This is a genomic window from Pseudomonas sp. ANT_H4, assembly GCF_008369295.1.
Taxonomy (GTDB): Bacteria; Pseudomonadota; Gammaproteobacteria; order Pseudomonadales; family Pseudomonadaceae; genus Aquipseudomonas.
This window is the reverse complement of record NZ_VOBG01000008.1, coordinates 101931-121116: the sequence shown is the minus strand read 5'-3', so window position 1 is coordinate 121116 and position 19186 is coordinate 101931. Positions and strand designations below refer to the sequence as shown.

Here is a 19186-nt window from a genome sequence, read left to right as displayed (position 1 = left end):
AGCTGCGCGAGCCAACACGGCCGTTACCGCGTACGGAGACACTGCCCATGCGAATTTTATTGGTTGAAGACAACCGCGATATTCTGGCCAACCTGGCCGATTACCTGGGGCTAAAGGGCTACACCGTAGACTGTGCGCAGGACGGTTTGTCGGGCCTGCACCTGGCCGCTACCGAGCATTACGACTTGATCGTCCTCGACATCATGCTGCCAGGCATTGATGGCTACACCCTGTGCAAACGCCTGCGCGAAGACGCCCGTCGCGACACGCCGGTGATCATGTTGACGGCCCGCGACCAGTTGGATGACCGGCTTCAAGGCTTCAAGTCTGGTGCCGATGACTACCTGCTCAAACCGTTCGCCCTGTCGGAGCTGGCGGCACGTATCGAGGCGGTGCTACGCCGAGCCCAAGGTGGCGGTCGTCGCGCCCTGCAAGTGGGCGACCTGGCCTACGACCTCGACACACTGGAGGTAACCCGCGAAGGGCGACTGCTCAAGCTCAACCCGGTGGGCCTGAAGTTACTGGCGGTGTTGATGCAGAAAAGCCCTCATGTGTTGCGTCGAGAAATTCTCGAAGAAGCCTTGTGGGGCGACGATTGCCCAGACAGCGACAGCTTGCGCAGCCATGTTCACCAATTGCGTCAGGTTATCGACAAACCGTTCGCCAAACCGCTGCTGCAAACGGTGCACGGTGTGGGTTATCGCCTGGTTGAGGGCCGAGATGGAGTTTAAGCAAAGCCTTTCTCAGCGGATCATCATTGCCTTTGCGCTGATGAGCGCGCTGGTGGCAGGGGCCTTCGCCATGGGCATCATCGCCACCGTGCACCTGGTGGAAGAAAAGCTGATTTCAGCGGGGTTGGGTGGCGATCTGCAACGGCTGCTGCTGATGGACAGCCTTGAAGATTGGCGGCATCGGCCCGAGCCGGACCAGTTGTTCTATTTCAGCGGTGGGCACGGGGATTTTGAACTGCCCAAGGATTTGCGTCACCTGGACTCGGGTTTTCATGAGGTGTTTCGCGAACAGCTGTCGTATCACGCCATGGTCGAGATCGTTGACGGCCGCCGTTATGTCCTGCTGCAAGACCAGAGCGACTTCGAAGAGCGTGAGCGCGTGCTGTTTGCCGTGGTGCTGGTAGGCTTTGTTCTCAGCCTGGCGCTGGCCGTGTTTCTTGGCTGGGTCCTGGCACGCAAGGTGATGGCACCGGTGGTGCGCCTGGCTCGCCAGGTTCGTCATCGTGACCAATTGCTTGGCTTGGCGCCGCCATTGGCCCCGGATTATGCCGCTGATGAAGTGGGGGAGTTGGCAGTGGCGTTTGACGCCACCCTCGGCCGCCTGCGGCAGGCGCTCACCCGGGAGCGGATGTTTACCAGCGATGTCAGCCACGAATTGCGCACGCCATTGATGGTGCTGGCCAGTTCCTGTGAGTTGCTATTGGAGAACCCGGCCATTGATTCCCGCGCTCGCAATCAGGTCGAGCGTATTGCCCGTGCCTGTGAAGATATGAGCGAACTGGTGCAGACGTTCCTGATGCTGGCCCGTGCCCAACGGGAAGACGCCAGCATGTCGCCCCAAGTCGGCCTCACGCAGGTGGCCGAGGATCTGTTGGGAATCTGGCGCGATCCCATCGAGGGCAAAGGCATTGAATTGTTCTACCTGCCGGGCAATCCCCTAAGTACTCGCTACAACGCCACGTTCCTGCATGCGGTCATGGGCAACCTACTGCGCAATGCCCTGCATTACACCGAACAGGGTTTTATCCGCCTGACCCTGGAACCCACAGGGTTCGTAGTGGAAGACACTGGCGTGGGTATTCCTGAAGACAAGCGCGAAGCGATGTTTGAGCCCTTTGTGCGCGGTAACGAGAAGCGCGGCGAAGGCCTCGGGCTGGGCTTGTCGCTGGTTCAGCGGATCTGCGAAAACCAGGGTTGGACCGTCAGCCTCAGCACCATGGAACCCAATGGCTGCCGGTTCCACGTTGAGTTGAGTTCGGTCAAATCCTGATCCCTTTCCTGCCCCTATTCTCAGGGGCAGATTTCAGCCTGTTCGGCGAAGATGGCCCCATGCCATGGCTTTTACCTGTAAAACTTTGTAATGTTTTACCGTTAGACGGAACGTTTTTTTCACAAAGGGTTGACCTGAGGATGACACGCCGCCGCTTAAGGTCGTAGGCATCAGTACAGGAGACCCGTTGATGGTTACCCCAATCAAGCTTGAATTTTCCGAAAAGTACGATGAGCAGCATGCGCAGAATTATTTGCTCAAGCATCAGGACAATCTGGCTCGTCGACTGTCCCACAAACGCGATGAGCAATTGGCACGCGGTGCGCTGGCCATGGCGGGCGAGCCTGGCCTGGTGCTGGACCTGCCGTGTGGCGCCGGGCGTTTCTGGCCATTGTTGGCGGAAAAACCCAATCGCGTGATTATCGGTGCCGACAATTCTGAAGCGATGTTGAAGATTGCCGCAGTGGCCCAACCGGCCGAGGTGGTGAAACGGGTACGGCCCTTGCAGACATCTGCCTTTGATATTGATTTGCCAGACAACGCCGTCGACAGCATTTTTTGCATGCGCCTGATGCACCACATTGGTGATCCCGAGCACCGGATGGCGATATTGCGGGAGTTTCAGCGTGTTACCCGTGACAGCGTGATTATTTCGCTGTGGGTGGATGGCAACTTCAAGGCCTGGAAGCGCAAGCGTTCCGAGGTACGGCGTCGCAATAAGGGTGAGCAGGAAGGTTACCAAAATCGGTTTGTGTTACCGGCTGCTACTGTTGAGGCTGAGTTCGAACAAGCCGGTTTCCGGGTTCAGGAACATTTGGACTTCATTCCGCTCTACGCCATGTGGCGAGTGTATGTATTGCGTAAGAGGTAACAGGATGGCAGTTGAGTGTGTAGCAGGTAGTGAAGTAGCTCCCGAGGAGCGATTTGATTATTTCTGGCGCCAGAAGGGTGAATGGGTCGAGGAACCCAATCGTCGCCGTGGCGGTGAAAGTGGCGTGCAACGCGTGGTTGGGACCAATGGCCGTTTGCTGTATAGCAAGCGCCAGACCGGTCATATCTACCGCAGCTGGCTGCATCCTTTTGGACGCCCTACCGTGTTACGCGAGCGTGATGCCCTCAAGGGTCTGCGTTTGCTGGATGTGCGGGTGCCGGAGCTGGTGTTCTGCGAAGCACGCCGTGATCCAAAGCATCAATGGAAGGCCTTGTTGGTGACGGCAGCCCTGGAGGGTTTCGACGAAATCGAAAACTGGTACGCCGCTGGTGGCCGCGAACAGTACGGCGAGTTGGTGCATGAGCGCCTGCTTCAGGAGCTCGCTTGCACCTTGGTACGTATGCACAAAGGCCGCTGGCAGCATGGGTGCCTCTACATCAAGCACATTTTTGTCAAGGTCACGGGTGAGGGCGACGCGGCCAATGTCGAAGTGGCGTTGCTGGATTTCGAGAAATGCCGCCAGCGTATGACCGCTCGGCAGGCGGCCTCCCATGACATGCTGCAATTACGTCGCCATTCGTCGTGGAACGCTTCCGACTGGCAAAAACTCAGCTACTTTTACGAGACGGCGTTTGGCAGCGCTATCAAAGGTTTAACGTAATGAAGCTAGAAATAGCACGAGGTTTATTTCTGTTGGGGGCGTTGGGGATTGCATCCCTGGCCCTGGCTTCCTGGGAGATGCCGCGTACAGAGATCCTCAGTGCGGTGCAGGGTGGCGGGCAGTGCCCGTTGCCGCGGATCGCCAAGGTGAATGCCGTGGTTCAGCCTGATCATCAGTTGTTGCTGTTTATGTTCGGGCTTTCACAAGGGATGAGGCCATAGCGTTGAATTCATTGAAACCCATATGAAAGGTCTCGTTTTGCGAGGCCTTTTTTTTCGGGTTGCGGTTGGGGTTTGGGGTATATATCCATTTTTTGGGTGACGGCGGCTTAGGGTTACGCCCTTACGGCGTGTCACTTTGAAAAGCCCAAAGTAACCAAAGGCTCTTGCCCCACCACTTGGTGCCTCGCTGTGGCTCGGCATGCCTTCACTCCGGCATTGCTCCGTGGGCCGCCGCGATGGGCCATCCTTGGCCCAGCGCGGCTAAACTGGCGTCCTGCCGGTTTACCCACGGATCAATGCCTGCGTTCAGCCATCGTGGTTAACGGGGCGCCTTAGATCAAGATCAAAAGCAAAAGCACGGCGGCCTGGTAGCCGACCTGAGTGGTGAAAAGCAAACGCGGATCCCTGTAGGTGCTGGCTTGCCTGCGATGGCCGTTAACGATGACGCGGGTTTTCTGGATGAACGTGGTGCCTGTAAACCCATCGCAGGCAAGCCTACAGAAAGCGGATTGGCCCCCAAAAAGGGCGGCGTCTCAGACCTCATCCGCCTTAGCCAGCAACGTATAAACACACGGCAACACAAACAACGTAAACAACGTCCCAATCGACATCCCCGTCGCAATTACCATCCCGATGTCATACCGGCTTACCGCCCCCGCCCCGGTGGCGAAGATCAGCGGCACCATGCCAAACACCATCGCCGCCGTAGTCATCAATACCGGCCGCAAGCGAATCGCCGCGGCTTCTTCCACCGCTTCCCGTGCTGTAAGCCCCTTGTCCTTGCGTAACTGGTTGGCGAATTCGACGATCAAAATCCCGTGCTTGCTGATCAACCCGATCAAGGTCACCAACCCCACCTGGGTATAGATATTCATGCTCGACCAGCCAAGGAACAGCGGAATCAATGCCCCACAAATCGACAGCGGCACCGTCACCAGAATCACCAGAGGATCGCGGAAGCTCTCGAACTGCGCCGCCAGCACCAGGAAGATGATCGCCAGCGCTAGGGCGAAGGTGACCCAAAGGGCGCTGCCTTCCTGGATGAACTGGCGTGAGGCACCGCTGTAGTCGAAGGCGTATCCGGGCGGGGTTTCTTCAATGGCAATCTGGCGTACGGTCTCAATGGCCTCACCCATGCTGACAATGGGGAAACCGGAGATCAGTGCCGAGTTGAGCTGCTGGAACTGGTTCAGTTGGCGCGGTCGCGCCCGGTCCGTGATGGTAATCAGGGTCGACAGTGGCAACAGTTCGCCTTGGGTGTTTTTTACGTAGTAGTTGCTCAGCCACTGCGGGTTGTCCCGATAAGCCCGCTCTACCTGAGCAATCACCTTGTAACTACGGCCGTCGATGGTGAAACGGTTGATTTCCGCCTCTGCCAGCAATGTCGCCAGGGTGCCGCCCAGGTCCTGCATCGATACACCCATTTGCGCCGCCTTGGCGCGGTCGATATCCACCACCACTTCCGGTTTGTCGAAGGCCAGGTCGATGTCGACAAAGGCAAACTTGCCCGACTCCATGGCGCGTTTTTTCACCCTGTCGGCCACTTGCAGCAGGGATTCATAGTCGTTGGGCGTGTTGATGATGAAACCGAAGGGCAAGCCTTCGCCGGTGCCGGGGAGGGAGGGCAGGTTGAAGCCGAATACTTGTAGGCCGGGAATGTCTGCCAGGCGTTTCTGCACTTCGGGCAGGATTTGCATTTGGGTGCGGCTGCGCTCGTTCCACGGTTTGAGCAGGAAGCCGCCGATGCCTGATTGCACGCCGTTGAAGCCGTTGATCTGGAACGAGGAGTAGTACTCCGGGAATTCCTTGAAGATCTTGATGAACTCATCGGTGTAAGTGTTGAGGTAATCGAGGTTGGTCGGCTGCGGGGCGCTGGCTATCATGAAAATGATGCCCTGGTCCTCGTCGGGGGCCAGTTGCGACTGGGTGAACTTGAGGAACACCGGAATCAGGCAGAGCACGATCAGCGCGAACACTACCACCACTGGCCGGGTGTTCAAGGTGCCGTGCAGGGCACTCTGGTAGCGCCGTTTGAGGCTTTCGAAGGTGCGGTCCAAGCGATGGGCCAGTCCCGTGGGGTTTTCATCATGGCGCAACAGCAGCGCGCACATCATCGGCGACAGGGTCAGTGCAACAATGCCGGAAATCACCACCGCACCGGCCAGGGTCAGGGCGAACTCCTTGAACAGCGCTCCGGTCAGCCCCTCCAGAAAGCCAATCGGCGCATAGACCGCCGCCAGAGTGATGGTCATCGACACCACCGGCAGGGCAATTTCCCGGGCGCCCTCTAGTGCAGCATCCAGCGGTGTCTTGCCTTCTTCTATATGCCGATGGATGTTCTCCACCACCACGATCGCATCGTCCACCACCAGGCCGATGGCCAATACCATTGCCAGCAGCGTCAGCAGGTTGATCGAGTAGCCCATCAGTTGCATGAAAAACAGTACGCCAATCATCGACAACGGAATGGTGATCACCGGAATCACCACCGAACGCAGCGCGCCGAGGAACAGGAAAACCACGACGATTACGATAAGCACTGCTTCGAACAGGGTTTTCACCACCTCATTGATCGACGCCTGAATAAACAGCGTGGCGTCGTAGGCGATTTCCGCCTTGAGGTTGGGCGGTAGCTGAGACTCCAGCTCCGGCATGATCTTGCGCACTTCCTTGATCACGTCCAGCGGGTTGGCACTGGGGGTGGCCTTGATGCCGATGTACACCGACGGGGTGCCGCCAAAGGAACTGATGGCGTTGTAGTTCTCCGCGCCCATCTCCACCCGCGCCACGTCGCTGAGCAGCACGCGGCTGTCACCGTCGGTTTTCAGGGTGATGGCGGCGAAGGCTTCGGCGGACTTGAGGTCGGTGTTGGCGTTGATGCTGGTGACCACATACTCGCCCTTCACCTCGCCGGCAGCGGAGAGGAAGTTGTAGCGGCGCACCGCATCGGTGACGTCGCTGGCGCTCAAGCCGAAGCCTGCGAGCTTGACTGGGTCTAGCCACAGGCGCATGGCGAACACCTGGTTGCCGAGGATCTCGGCTTCGGCCATGCCGGGCAGGGTGGCGAGTTTGGGCTGGATCACCCGCGACAGGTAATCGGTAATCTGCGGGTTGCTCAGTTCCTGGCTGGAGAAGCTGATGTACATCAGCGCCGAAGCGTCGGCGGCTTCCTTGCTCAGCACCGGGTCTTCGGCGTCCTGGGGTAGTTTATTCTTGACCTCATTGGCCTTGGCCAGCAACTCGGTGAACAGCCGGTCGCTGTTGGAGCCGATGCGGGCATAAATGGAGATCACCGAGAAGTTCTGGCGACTGACCGACGTCATGTAGTCAATGCCTTCGGCGCTCGCCAGGCTTTGCTGCAACGGTTGCGTGATATAGCCCTGGATGGTTTCGGCATTGGCGCCGGGATACGCCGTGGTCACGGTGATCAGGGCGTTTTCCATGGACGGGTACTGGCGCAGCGGCAGCTTGCTGTAGGCCTGGAAACCCAGCAGTACAATCAGCAGGCTGACCACCATGGCCAACACGGGGCGACGGATGAACGTGTCGGTGAACTTCATGGCTCAGTTCCTTGCACCGTCGGCGCGTGGAGACTGGCCAGGATCGGCCGGCAGGTTTTTGTCCGGGCTGATGGCTATGTGGGTGCCGGCGTCCAGTTTGATCTGGCCGGCGCTGACCACTTGCTCGCCATCCTTGAGCCCCTTGGCCACCAGGGCCAGGCCACCGCGACGCTCACCGGTCTCGACAAACCGCCGCTCGGCGATCAGCACTGGCTGGCCATTGGCATCCTTCTCCAGCGTGCCGTCTTCGGCCTTTTTCTGGGCTACGACGTACACCGAGTTGCCGTAAAGGGTGTAGGTAATCGCACTCTCCGGCACCACGATCTGCGGCGCGGGGTCCTGCAGCAGTACCTGCAGGCTGGTGAACATGCCCGGCAGCAATTTGCTATCGGGATTGGCCAGGGTGGCGCGCACCAGCACGTTGCGGGTGCTGTTCTCGACTTTCGGGTTGATGGCGCTGATGGTGCCGGGAAAGTCCTGTTTCGGCCAGGCCGAAACTTCCACCTGGACGCTTTGACCGACTGCGACCTTGGGTACCGATTGTTCGGGGATGTAGAAGTCGACGTACAGGCTGCTGATGTCCTGCAATGTGGCGATCACCGTACCGCTGGCCAGGTAGTCGCCAACGTCCACCTGACGAATGCCGATGGTGGCGCTGAACGGCGCGACGATGTGCTTCTTGGCCAGTGACGCCTTGAGCTGGTTGACCGTGGCCTTGTTTTTTTGCAGTTGCGCCGAGAGCCGGTCGAATTCGCCCTTGGAGATCGCCTGGCTGCCCACCAGTTGGCTGCCACGGCCGAAGTCCAGTTGCGCCAGGCCCAGGTCAGCCTGGGCGGTTTCCAGGAGGGCGCTTTCCACCGCACTGTCCAGTTGCACCAGAGGCTGGCCGGCCTTGACCTTCTGCCCAGACTCGAACTGCACGGCCTTGACGGTGCCAGCAATTTCCAGGCTCAGATTGACCCCTTGCAAGGCCTTGAGCGTGCCCACTGCCGGCAGGCGTTGTTGCCATGGTTGTTCGACAGCCGTCGCCACCGCCACGTTGACGGGCGGTTTTGGCGCGGAAAAGACCTGGACCTGCTGATAAATGGAGAAGGCTTTATAGCCCGCCAGCAGCAGGACGATTAACAGGACGACACCCAACATGATCAGCATGCGACGGCGCAGCATATTCCGATTCCTTGGAAAAACTGGGACAGACGAAGACAGACAAGTCGGCACATTACACCGACTTTTTGGGGGATTCCAACTGGTAATTTTGACAGAGATAGGTGGCAGGAACGTTCCCATCACGGGGTGGAGAACGTCCTACAGACCCTGTATTGATGTCAGATCAAATGCAGATGGTTGTCCCAGAGCCCTGCCGGCAATTCCAGCGGCTTTGCCAGCAACTGTTCTTGCCGGCAATTGTAGAAACGGCAGCGGCCCTGGCCGGATGTCACAACAAACCCGTCCGCCACCGCACCGACGCCGGCACAGTCCGGCAACGGCCCGTCCAGGCGCAATTGTGCGGTGTCCATGTCCCAGATAAAAAAGCGGTTGCCCCGTGGAGCCGTCAGCGCTACCAGGCGTAGCTCGCTGTGCACGGCGACGCTGGCGGTGTAATGCCCCATGGCCTGCAACTGCTCGTCGGCCACCGGGAACGCCACAAAAGGCTGCCCCGGCCGCTTGATTGCCAACAGCTCGGAACGCTCATGGGACGGCCCCATGAACTGCTGCCCGGCGAGGATGGTGCCATCGCTGGCGATCCCCATATGCCGCACGCTGTTCATCTGCTGGGGCAGGGTTTCCTTGCTCAGCAGGGTGCCGTCGCGCTGCATCAGTACCAGGCTCGGCTCCATGGCATTGAGGTTCATTTCGACCCGGCTTTCGGCCTCGGTGCGAATACCACCGTTGGCCACCACCAGGGTTTCGCCGTCGGGCATCCACGACACCTGGTGCGGGCCGATGCCATGGGTGGAAATCTCGCCGCTGTGTACCAACCGCTCGCCTTCGAACTTGTACACGCCGAGCAGGCCGCGACCGGGATCTGAGGTGTCGTTTTCCGTGGCGTACAGCCAGTCGCCGCTCTTGTGAATGACCGCGTGGCCATAGAAGTGGCGATTGGCGTTGGAGGTGATGGTTTGCAGGAGCGCGCCGTCACGCAAGTCGATCAGGTAGCTTTCGGTACCCGGGCGACGGGCGACAAACAGCGCAATGGGCAGCGTCGGGTGATTGATGATGTCGTGGCAGCGCTGGCCCACTTGGGTGGCAAACACCTGTTTACCGTCCAGGCGATAGCCGACGGCGTAGTGCTTGCCATCATTGTCATCGCGCGCCGACAGCAGCAGCGGGCCTTTACCCTTTTGCTTGAACAGCGTCCAGCCACCCAGGGTAATTGCACTGAGCAGCACGCTGCCGATGGCCAAAGCCTGTCGCCTGAGCATCATCAGTCACCGTCGTTGGCGTTAAAGCCCAGTTGGATGCCCAGCGCCTTGGCCAGTTCGCCTTCGTGCAGGCGGTGGACGACGTTGAGGCTGTCATAGATGTTGTTGAGTTGCTGGCGCCCGGCGTCATCGGCCAGCAATTCATTCAGCGAGCGCTGGTTGCTGGCGAACAGTTTCAAGGACGCGGCATAGGCGGCGTCGATCTTGTCGGCCAAAGGCTTCTGATCGGCCGGCAACAGGCCGCGCAGGCCTTTGTTGTCGACGCCAACCCACACAGTCTGGGCCGCTGCGAGGCTGGCCTCCAGGCTCTGCAGGGACGACTGGCTGCGCCAGGCATCGGCCTGGAACGGCTGTGGGATACCCTTGGTCTGGCGGCCCATGGGCGTGCCGAGTTTTTTCTTCAGGGTGTCCAGGGCGGTCACTTGCACCTGCAACAGGGCAGCGATGGCTTCGTGGGAATCGGCGTAGCGCTGGTTAGGAAACTTGGTCATCTGCGCCAGCATCCCATCGGTGCTGTTCCAGCTCGACAGGATCTCTTCGGCGAGGAGTTTCTGCCGTTCGCCGATGGCGGTCAGCAAGGGGCAATAACGGGCTTTCTGCGCGTCATCGGCCAGATCGATCTTGGCGTCGTAGAGGATGTATTCGTAGGCCGACAGGCCTTGCACCACCACGCTGGACTTGGCCAGGGCGCCAGCATCAATTTGCGGCTGGGCGGTGACCAGTTGTTCCACCTGACGGCCTACCAGGTTTTTCTTGTCTGGCCAGAACTGCACCTGCCACGCGCGATTGCCTTCGGCCAATGGACCGATCAGCAGCGGTTGCAACTGGGCCCAGGCTTTTTGCGCGTGGAGGAAGTCGGCACGAGCGGTCTCCAGGGACTCTTTACCCTGACAGTAAGCCAGGGCGCTGACGGCCAGTTGCCGGTCAGCATCGACCCAGCGGCTGTAAGTCGGCAGGATCACTTGCTTGGCGATGGCCGCCGAGGTCACCGCTTGCGGGTCCTGGGGCGAACAGGCGCCGAGGGCAAGGGCGGCAAGGCTGGTGAACAACAACTTGGGACGGAACATGTCGAGCTCCCTTCTGTAAGTGGGGCAAAGCTTATAGAGAATTCAGGAACGTGAGCAACGCGGCGCGCTGTTCGGCGTTAAAAGACAGCACATGCTGCTGCGCCGCCTGTGCTTCACCGCCGTGCCACAGCACGGCTTCAAGCAGGTTGCGGGCGCGGCCGTCATGCAAGAACTGGGTATGACCACTGACGGTTTGCGTCAGGCCGATGCCCCACAACGGCGGCGTGCGCCAGTCGCGGCCACTGGCCCGAAATTCGGTACGGTTGTCGGCGAGGCCGTCGCCCATGTCGTGCAGCAGCAAATCGCTGTAGGGGCGAATCACTTGATTGGCCAGTTCAGGTTCAGCGGCATTGCTCGTCGTGGTGAACTTGGGCGTGTGGCACGACTGGCAACCGGCCTGATAAAACAGGTTTTTCCCGGCCAGCACCTGCGCCGACTCAACGTCACGGCGGGCCGGCACAGCCAGGTTGCGGGTGTAGAACAAGACCAGGCGCAGGATGTTATCACTGACTTCCGGCTCGTCCTGCGTGCCGTTGCCGTTGGGCGCCTGTTTGCAGGCGGTCTGCGCCTCGGTGCAGTCATCGAACGGTCTCAGGCGGGTGGTCAGGCCCATATCACCAGAGAACGCGTGAACATTTTGTTGATTGAGGTTGGGTTGTCCGGCTTTCCAGCCAAATCGGCCGAGGACGGTTTTTTGCAGGGCGTCGTCCCAGACCCAGTTTGGCCGGCCTATCACGCCGTTTTTATCCGCCTGTTCCCCAGCGTTTTGCAGGATGTCGGCGTCGGAGATGGCTTCCAGCAACCCCAGGCCAATCATTGGCGGTGCAACCCTCGCGGAAAACCGCGTGTCCGGGTGCATCGGTCCGTAGCCCAGTTGGGTGATCTGCAGAATGGGCTTGCGCAGTTCGACCACGGTGCCGTCCTTGAAACTGACATTTATCGGTGTGTAGTCGACCCGCACCTTGCCCTCTGGTGTGACACCGGGCACGGCCATGTCTTGCAGCTGCCCGCCGTAGATAGGTTCGGGAACAATCCCCAGTTGCTCGATGACCTTGGCGTACGGTGGCGAGTTGGGGATCGACAGGCGCACCAGCATCGACACGGCATTGACCGCATCGGTCGGCGGCGGGTGGCCACGGCCATCCTTGATATGGCAGTTCTGGCAGGCATTGGTATTGAACAGCGGCCCCAGGCCATCCCGTGCTGTGGTGGTGGACGGTGCAATCACCCAGGGGCTGCGAAAGAAACTGTTACCGACACTGAAGTCCAGGCGCCGGGTAGGCGACAGGTTGGCCGACGGCAGGGAGAACGCGTTCTGATCGGACTTCCTCACCGTGGTGCTGCCACCGGCCCGCGCGTCCCCCGGCTCGGCCTGAGTGAACTCTATAAAAGCTGGGGGCGGGGCGTCATCGCAGGCACTCAGGCCCAGGGCCATCAATAGTGCAGACAGGCGAAGAAGCGAACGGGGCATCAGGTTTCCTGGATGTTCAGTCAAAACAAGGGCGCAAAGTCTAACAGGGCAGGGCGGATTGAATAAGAGCAATTATCGTTTGGTGGTATCCGATTCATTCCCGCTAGAATGACCGCACATTTTTCTCTGGAGGTGGCCAATGCAGGCTCTCGACGCTTTGCTCAACCGTGTTTCCGTGCCGCGACTGCTGGAACCGGCCCCCACCGCCGAGCAGCGCGAAGTACTGTTCGCGGCGGCCATGCGTGCGCCGGATCACGGCCAACTGCGGCCTTGGCGATTTCTGACCGTGGAAGGCCCGGCCCGTGAGCAAATGGGCACGCTGCTGGCTCAAGCCGCGCGCCTGCAAGACCCCGAAGCGCCCCAGGCCTTTGTCGACAAGGCCCAGGCCGGCCCGCTGCGTGCGCCGCTGGTAGTGGTGGTGATTGCTCGCTTGCAGGAGCACTTCAATGTGCCCAAGTCCGAGCAACGTTTGGCTGCGGCCTGTGCTGCCCATGGGATTCTGCTGGCGGCCTATGCCCAGGGGATTGGCGCGGTGTGGCGCACCGGTGAGCTGTCCTACTCGGCCCACGTGGCTAAAGGTTTGGGATTGGGCGAAGGCGAGGAAGTCATCGGCTTCCTCTACCTGGGCACCTCGCAAAACCCGCCGCGCACGGCGCCAAAAGAAGACCTTGCGCAGTTTGTCAGCGCCTGGACCGGGGCTTAAACCCGAAACTGGTCCATCAGCTTCATTTGCTGATTGGCCAGGGCATTGAGTTGGCTGCTGATGGCCGCCGACTCCGTGGCCTGGCCGGTGAGGGTTTCGGTTACGGTGCGGATCGCCGAGACGTTGCGATTGACCTCTTCGGCCACGGCGCTCTGCTGCTCGGCGGCGCTGGCGATTTGCAGGTTCATGTCGCTGATCACCGTCACGGCATCGCTGATCTTGCCCAGGGCCTGCACCGCTTGATGGATCTGCCCGGCGTTGTTCTGCGCCTGGCTCTGGCTCGAATGCATGGTTGCTACCACGCCACGGGTGCCACTCTGGATACGCTCGATCACCAGGCGAATTTCCTCCACTGAGTCCTGGGTGCGCTTGGCCAGGTTGCGTACTTCATCGGCCACCACCGCAAAGCCACGACCGCTTTCCCCGGCTCGCGCCGCTTCAATCGCTGCGTTCAAGGCCAGCAGGTTGGTTTGTTCGGCGATGCTGCGGATCACTTCCAGCACTGAACCGATCTGCTCACTGTTGACCGCCAGGGCTTCGACTTCGGTCACGGCCTTGCTGACTTCCTCGGCCAGGGTGGTGATGTCGCGGGTGCTGCGTTCGATGATCTGCATGCCTTCGCGCGCCGACTGGTCGGCACCGCGTGCGGCATTGGCGGCACTGGACGCGCTGTTAGCAACGTCGTGGGCGGTGGCGCTCATCTCGTTGGAAGCGGTGGCCACCTGGTCGATTTCGCGGAACTGCACCTGCATGCCTTCGCTGGTCTGGCGGGCAATTTCCGAAGACTGGTCGGCGGTGCCGCGGGCTTCGGTGATGCTCTGCTTGATCTGGGCGATGGTCGGTTGCAGCTTGTCGAGGAAACGGTTGAACCAGCTGACCAATTCCCCCAGTTCATCTTTCTTGGCATAAGCCAGGCGCTGGGTGAGGTCGCCGTCGCCGCTGGCAATTTCCTTAAGCATGACCGCGACGCTGTTGATCGGCCGCGTTACGCCGGTAGCGGTCAGCCAGATCAGCAACAAGCCGAGCAGGCCAGCAGCGGCGCCTACCAACAAGGCTTTGAGGGTGCCGCTGGCCTGGGCCTCGTCGAGTACCGCTTGCAGTTTTACCGAGTCGGCCAGCAGCACCTGCTTGGGCAGATCGATGATCACGCCCCAGGATTTGGCGTTGGCAATCGGTTTGACCGGGTAAACCGAGCGGATCAATTCGCCTTGTTCAAGGATCTTGCGGTTGTCATTGGCCAGCAATTGCACGATGTCCTTGCCCTCGGTACCGAGGAGATCGCCGATATTCTTGCCGACCTTGTCCGCCTGGCCGCTGTAGCCGGCCAACAGGCCGTTGCCGGAAACAATCTGCATGTGCCCGGCACCGTCGAACAACTCGCGTTGCGATGCGTCGGCTGCGGATTGCAGGGCATTGAGGGCGATGTCGATACCGATCACGCCGATTACCTTGCCGTCCACCAACAGGGGCAGGGAGATGGTGGTCATCAGCATTGACTTGCCGGCCACGGTGTCTTCATACGGGTCCAACAGGCAAGTGCGCTTGTTATCCCGTGGGCAGGTGTACCAGATGTTGTAGGGCGTACCGCTGAGGTTGAGGGTGGTCTTGGTCAGGTCTTCCTCGACCATTACCGTGTTTTCGCTTTCACCGCCGGCGCGGCTCCAGTAGCTGGAGAAACGCCCGGCTTCGTTGGAGGCACGGACGGCGTCATTGATGAATTCACTGTCCTTGCCATCCAGAGCATTGGGTTCGAAGGACAGCCAGATACCCAGCACTTTGGTGTTGCGTTCGAAGGCAGTCTTCAGGCTCTGGTTGAGTTCTTCACGCAGGATCGAAGGCTCCAGGGCGCGCTTGACTGCCATGTTGCGCAAGTCCTTGACCTGATCGGCGAGGGCGGTGACCACCAGCAGGTTTTCGCCAAAGGTTTTTTGCACTTGCGCCGCTTGTTCGGCGGCCTTGGCCTGCAGCAGGTTTTCCACGCTGGCGGTGAGCATTCGCGAACTGGACGCACTGGTCAACTCATCGTTCTGGTTGGTTTGGTAAATGTTCATACCGACGATCAGTGCGATCACTCCCAGCAGACAGAGACCAGACAACAGCACGATTTTCAAGCGGATGGAGAGCGTGTCGAACATAGGATTACTCGCGTATGGACTTATTGGAATGCAAGCAGAGTCTGTGGCTGACTCAAGGTGCCAAGTCCATTCGGCGCTATGCCCGGAACATCGGCGCAGGTGGATAATTCATGAGGGGGAGGCGATGAGTGGTAGATGATTTGTTAGGAGGTTTGCAGCAGGCGTTCCGGCCGCGACCAGATCCACAGATTGCCCAGGCTCATCCCGGCAATCGCCAGGTAGATCGGCCAGCCGTGGTCGAGCATCACCAGCATCAAGCCTGCGCACAGCAACATGCTTACGGTGGCGCTGACCTTGGCCCGGCGGGCGATGATCTTGCCGTTGCGCCAGTTGAACAGAATCGGCCCGAACAATCGGTGGTTTTCCAGCCAGGCGCTCAGGCGCGGCGAGCTTTTGGTGGCGGCCCAGGCGGCCAGCAGGATGAATTCGGTGGTGGGCAGCCCTGGCACGACGATGGCGATCAGGCCTATCCCCAGGCTGACGTAGGCCAGCAGGCCGAACAGCACACGGGCGATTTTTGAGGAGGATTGGGTTTTGCCGGTCATTTGGGTGGGGTTTGTATGGAGGAAAGGTTCGTTATGTAGGAGCGAGCAATCGAGCGTCGACCGGCTGCCCCTACAAGGGAATCAGACTAATTCTGCGGTGGTAGCGTATGCCTGCTCCAGCAGCACGGTGAAGCGCACAAACGCGTCAATCGCGCCTTTTTCCACGTCGGCTTCCTCTTCGGGGGTGAACTCCAGTGCGTCGAGGGTGCGGGTGAAGCTCTTCCAGCCTTCGGCACGACCACCGGCCGGTTCGCCCAAGTGACGGGCACCAAAGGTTTCGCTCAGGCCCAGGCCGACGGCACGCTTGATCAGGAACGCCGCGCCCAGCTTGGAGCCTTCGGAGACGAACAGCCAACCCAGGGCTTGTGCCTTGCTCGGGTTTTTTACAGCGCCAGCCACCGGGGCCGGGACTTCGGTTTCCAGGTCGGCCAGGTCCAGCTTGGCGGCGTCGGCGCGGCAGCGTTCGGCCAGGTCCGGGACGATTTTGATCAACTCTGCGTCGTTATACAGCGCCACCAGTTCCGACTGGAACAGATACTGCGCGACCACGAAACGGGCGAAGTTGGCCTGGGTTTCAAATGGCGCATGGGCCTTGACCAGGGCGTCGAGCTTGGTATGCGGCGAGTGGGTGATCTGGTTCAGGCGTTGGGAGCGCAGGCTTGGGCGTTCGGTGGTAGGGGAAGCGGTCATGGGGTGTCCTTGAGGGGAGGAAGCGCCTTGCTGCGCAATAGAAAATGCCAGGCTGTTATGAACTAGACGAACAAGAAGACGCGTTACAGTAAAAAATCCTCACCCTGGCAGTGATAAAACTGCAGGGGTGAGGCGCCACGTATCAGATATCCCAGATCAAGTTGATCGCAAAGTGGCGGCCTGGTTGAGTCAGGCGGTCCAGGCTGGCAGGGGAGGTCACGCCGGCTTCGCCGACGCTGTCGTAGCTGCGCACGTCATCCCAGTTCCAGTATTTCTTGTCGGTCAGGTTGTACAGGCCGCCGTTGATGGTCACCTCATCGGTGACTTTGTAGAAACCAGTCAGGTCCACGATGCCGAAGCCTGGAGTCTTGAACGGGCCGTTGGCCTTGTTGCCGTCGGGGGAGAAGAAGGTTTTGCTGTCGACGCGATCCTGCTTTTTCACCAGGGTCCAACTGACCAGCGCACCGTAGGTGTCCTGGTCGTAACCCAGGCCAAACACGCCCTTGAGCGGGTTGACGCTGTTGAGCGGCTCGCCGGTGTCGTTGTTGCGGCCGTGGGCGTAGGCAATCGAGCCCTTGGTGTACAAGCCTTGCGGCGCGCCAAACGCATCGAGGCTCAGGCGACCTTTGACTTCCACGCCCTTGATGGTGGCGTGCTTGATGTTGTTGGCCTGGAACGCTTCGATCGTGCTGCCTGCAACAGAGGCGTCTTCGTTGATGAAGTCGCGGTACTTGTTGTAGAACACTGCCACGTCGAAATTCCCGGACTCAAAGTTGCCGCGAATCCCGGTTTCATAGCTTTTGCTGGTTTCCGGCTTGAGGCCCGAATTGGGTTCGACGATGTAATTTTCAGCGAGGTTTTCAAAACGTCCGTACAAGGCCTTGGCCGACGGAGTGCGAAAACCTTCGGCGTACTGGCCGAACCAGGTGTATTGCTCGGTCAGGGCATAGGTCAGGCCGAACTTGGGCGAGACGCGATGCCAGGTTTTTGCCTTGTCGCTGTGCTCGTCGATCCTTTGTGGGTCGACGGTGTTGAGAAACTCCTCGGTCAGCTTGGGCTTGAGTTGTACATAGTCGTAGCGCACGCCAGGCAGGAAGGTCCAGTCGTTCCAACTGACCTGGTCCTGGGCGAACACGCTGTAGCTGTTGATGGTTGGGTCGGGGAAATCGCTGGCCTTGACCACGCTGTCGGCGGGTATCGGGCTCGGTGCACCGATGGCCGTGCAGCCACCGCCGACCGCCAGGCAGCTAGCTTCGCCGGCCCGCGAGCCGGTAACTTTTTGCTGCTTGAGTGTAGTGCCGTAGGTCAGCAGGTGGTTGGTTTCGCCGATGTTGAACGCCTTGTCCAACTGAGCGTCGAACACCCACTGTTTTTCTTCGTAGAGCGTCTCGCGAGTGCGCAACACGCGACGGGACGTCTGGTAGATTTCTGCGGTGGTCTGATCCGTCTTGGCGATCTGGTAATTGAGGCTTGTCTTCACATGATCGGCAATCGGCGAGTCGAGGGCAAAGCTGTTTTCCAGGCCGAAACGCTCACGGGTGATGGTGTCGTTGCCTGAGCGGGCGCGGTAGTAGTTGGTTGGGCGCCCCGTGTTGAATGGTCCGCCCACCACACTTTTCTGATTGATGTCTCGATCGTCCTTGTACTTCTCGTAGGTCAGCCCCAGGCGGGAATCTTCGGCATAGTTCCAGCCCAGTTTGGCCAGCACGTTGGTGGTGCGGGCATCTTCCGGGTTGGCACCGGTGCGCTCCAGGCCAGTGGCGTTGTTGCCATCGTAGGATTCGGTTTCGTGGCCGTTGCGCTGGCTCAAATGCAGCAAACCGTCGAAGTCCTGGACGCGGCCGGCAATGGTGCCGGAAGTCAGCCAGCTTTCGTCGGCGGAGCTGTAGCCGGTCTTCAGGCGAGCGCCGAAATCCTGGCCGGGCTTGATGATGTCGTCGGGGTCGAGGGTGAAATAGCTCACCGCGCCGCCGATGGCGCTGCTGCCGTACAGCACCGATGCCGGGCCGCGAAGGATTTCCACGCGTTTGACGATTTCCGGGTCGACGTAGTTGCGGCGGGTCTTGGCGTACGGGCCGTTGAAGAAGTTGTCCGGGACTTCAACACCGTCGACCTGGGTCAGGATGCGGTCGCCGTCAATGCCGCGAATGTTGTAGCCAGCGTTGCCGGAGCGGGTACCGGCGCCGCCGACCGAAACGCCTGGCTCGTAACGCACCAGGTCGCGGATGTTATTGACGTTCTGGCGGTCCAGTTCCTGGCGATTGTGCACGCTGACGGTGCTGGGAACGGTGCTCACTTCCTGTTCCTGGCGGGTGGCGCTGATGGTCATTTGTTGCAGGGTGATTGCGCTACCCGCCGCGCGCTTTTCCAGGACGATGTTGTTATTGCCCAGTTTTCGGTAGCTCAGGTTGGTCCCCACCAACAGCCGGTCCAGGGCTTTTTCCGGCGTCAACGCCCCGCGTGCGCCTGGGGAGGAAACCCCCGCGCCCAATTCGGCGGGCAGGCCGATTTGCCAGCCGGTCACGGAGGTAAAGGCGTTTAGCGCCGACACCAGGGATTGCTGCTCGATGCTGAAGCTGTAGTTGGCGTTGCTGTGCCTGGCAGGCTCGTCGCTGGTGGCGGCCATGACCGGGGCAACCTGGCTGCCTGCCAGCAGGATGGCAGCGGTCAGCAAGGACAGGCCGTGGCGACGGGCGGGAGAAGAGGACCGGTTGAAACGAGAAGACATCGAAAGCGCTCCGCAAGAGACGAATCTTATAGTTGCGAACTGACACAAAT

Annotated in this window: 15 protein-coding genes and 1 pseudogene; 6 read left to right on the top strand and 10 right to left on the bottom strand. The window is 60.0% G+C overall.

Going from position 1 to position 19186, the window contains the following annotated elements; all coding sequences use genetic code 11:
• Positions 1-47: 47 nt before the first annotated feature.
• The 5 genes from colR (at position 48) to FQ182_RS12755 (ending at position 3814) form a co-directional block, all read left to right on the top strand.
• A complete protein-coding gene (colR, locus tag FQ182_RS12775; protein WP_133099640.1) occupies positions 48-731 on the top strand; it encodes a two-component system response regulator ColR in 684 nt (227 codons plus the stop codon).
• Complete coding sequence (locus tag FQ182_RS12770; RefSeq protein ID WP_149411920.1) at positions 721-2001, top strand: HAMP domain-containing sensor histidine kinase; 1281 nt, start codon at positions 721-723, stop codon at positions 1999-2001. The genes colR and FQ182_RS12770 overlap by 11 nt, the downstream gene beginning before the upstream one ends.
• A 190-nt stretch (positions 2002-2191) precedes the next feature.
• Positions 2192-2872: a class I SAM-dependent methyltransferase gene (locus FQ182_RS12765; protein WP_149411921.1), complete on the top strand. Its 681-nt coding sequence runs from the start codon at positions 2192-2194 to the stop codon at positions 2870-2872.
• 4 nt (positions 2873-2876) lie between these two features.
• Positions 2877-3593 carry a lipopolysaccharide kinase InaA family protein gene (locus tag FQ182_RS12760; RefSeq protein ID WP_149411922.1) on the top strand — a complete coding sequence of 239 codons (717 nt, stop codon included), beginning with the start codon at positions 2877-2879 and terminating at the stop codon, positions 3591-3593.
• Positions 3593-3814 carry a hypothetical protein gene (locus tag FQ182_RS12755; RefSeq protein ID WP_149411923.1) on the top strand — a complete coding sequence of 74 codons (222 nt, stop codon included), beginning with the start codon at positions 3593-3595 and terminating at the stop codon, positions 3812-3814. The genes FQ182_RS12760 and FQ182_RS12755 overlap by 1 nt, the downstream gene beginning before the upstream one ends.
• 533 nt (positions 3815-4347) lie before the next feature.
• Here the strand turns inward: FQ182_RS12755 and FQ182_RS12750 are convergent.
• From FQ182_RS12750 to FQ182_RS12730, 5 genes are all read right to left on the bottom strand, one after another.
• Positions 4348-7374, bottom strand: a complete 3027-nt coding sequence (locus FQ182_RS12750; protein WP_149411924.1) for a multidrug efflux RND transporter permease subunit — start codon at positions 7372-7374, stop codon at positions 4348-4350.
• A gap of 3 nt (positions 7375-7377) precedes the next feature.
• Complete coding sequence (locus tag FQ182_RS12745; protein WP_149411925.1) at positions 7378-8541, bottom strand: efflux RND transporter periplasmic adaptor subunit; 1164 nt, start codon at positions 8539-8541, stop codon at positions 7378-7380.
• A gap of 158 nt (positions 8542-8699) precedes the next feature.
• Positions 8700-9797 (bottom strand): DUF1513 domain-containing protein, encoded by a 1098-nt coding sequence (locus tag FQ182_RS12740; protein ID WP_149412015.1) that lies wholly within the window; start codon positions 9795-9797, stop codon positions 8700-8702.
• A gap of 2 nt (positions 9798-9799) precedes the next feature.
• On the bottom strand, positions 9800-10864 hold the full coding sequence (locus tag FQ182_RS12735; RefSeq protein WP_149411926.1) for an imelysin family protein: 1065 nt from the start codon (positions 10862-10864) through the stop codon (positions 9800-9802).
• Positions 10865-10895: 31 nt separating this feature from the next.
• A complete protein-coding gene (locus tag FQ182_RS12730) occupies positions 10896-12335 on the bottom strand; it encodes a di-heme oxidoredictase family protein (protein WP_149411927.1) in 1440 nt (479 codons plus the stop codon).
• 139 nt (positions 12336-12474) lie between these two features.
• On the opposite strand from FQ182_RS12730, the gene FQ182_RS12725 reads away from it, so the two are divergent.
• Positions 12475-13038: a nitroreductase family protein gene (locus FQ182_RS12725; protein ID WP_149411928.1), complete on the top strand. Its 564-nt coding sequence runs from the start codon at positions 12475-12477 to the stop codon at positions 13036-13038.
• Here the strand turns inward: FQ182_RS12725 and FQ182_RS30925 are convergent.
• The 5 genes and pseudogenes from FQ182_RS30925 to FQ182_RS12705 form a co-directional block, all read right to left on the bottom strand.
• Positions 13035-13790 (bottom strand): methyl-accepting chemotaxis protein, encoded by a 756-nt coding sequence (locus FQ182_RS30925; RefSeq protein WP_371923882.1) that lies wholly within the window; start codon positions 13788-13790, stop codon positions 13035-13037. The two genes, FQ182_RS12725 and FQ182_RS30925, sit on opposite strands and share 4 nt — an antisense overlap.
• Before the next feature lie 102 nt (positions 13791-13892).
• Positions 13893-14900: pseudogene (locus tag FQ182_RS30920) on the bottom strand (HAMP domain-containing protein); the annotation flags it as partial.
• A gap of 416 nt (positions 14901-15316) precedes the next feature.
• Positions 15317-15718: a YbaN family protein gene (locus FQ182_RS12715; RefSeq protein ID WP_149411930.1), complete on the bottom strand. Its 402-nt coding sequence runs from the start codon at positions 15716-15718 to the stop codon at positions 15317-15319.
• A gap of 81 nt (positions 15719-15799) precedes the next feature.
• Complete coding sequence (locus FQ182_RS12710; protein ID WP_149411931.1) at positions 15800-16408, bottom strand: biliverdin-producing heme oxygenase; 609 nt, start codon at positions 16406-16408, stop codon at positions 15800-15802.
• 142 nt (positions 16409-16550) lie between these two features.
• Positions 16551-19136 carry a TonB-dependent receptor gene (locus FQ182_RS12705; protein ID WP_149411932.1) on the bottom strand — a complete coding sequence of 862 codons (2586 nt, stop codon included), beginning with the start codon at positions 19134-19136 and terminating at the stop codon, positions 16551-16553.
• Between the last annotated feature and the right edge of the window lie 50 nt (positions 19137-19186).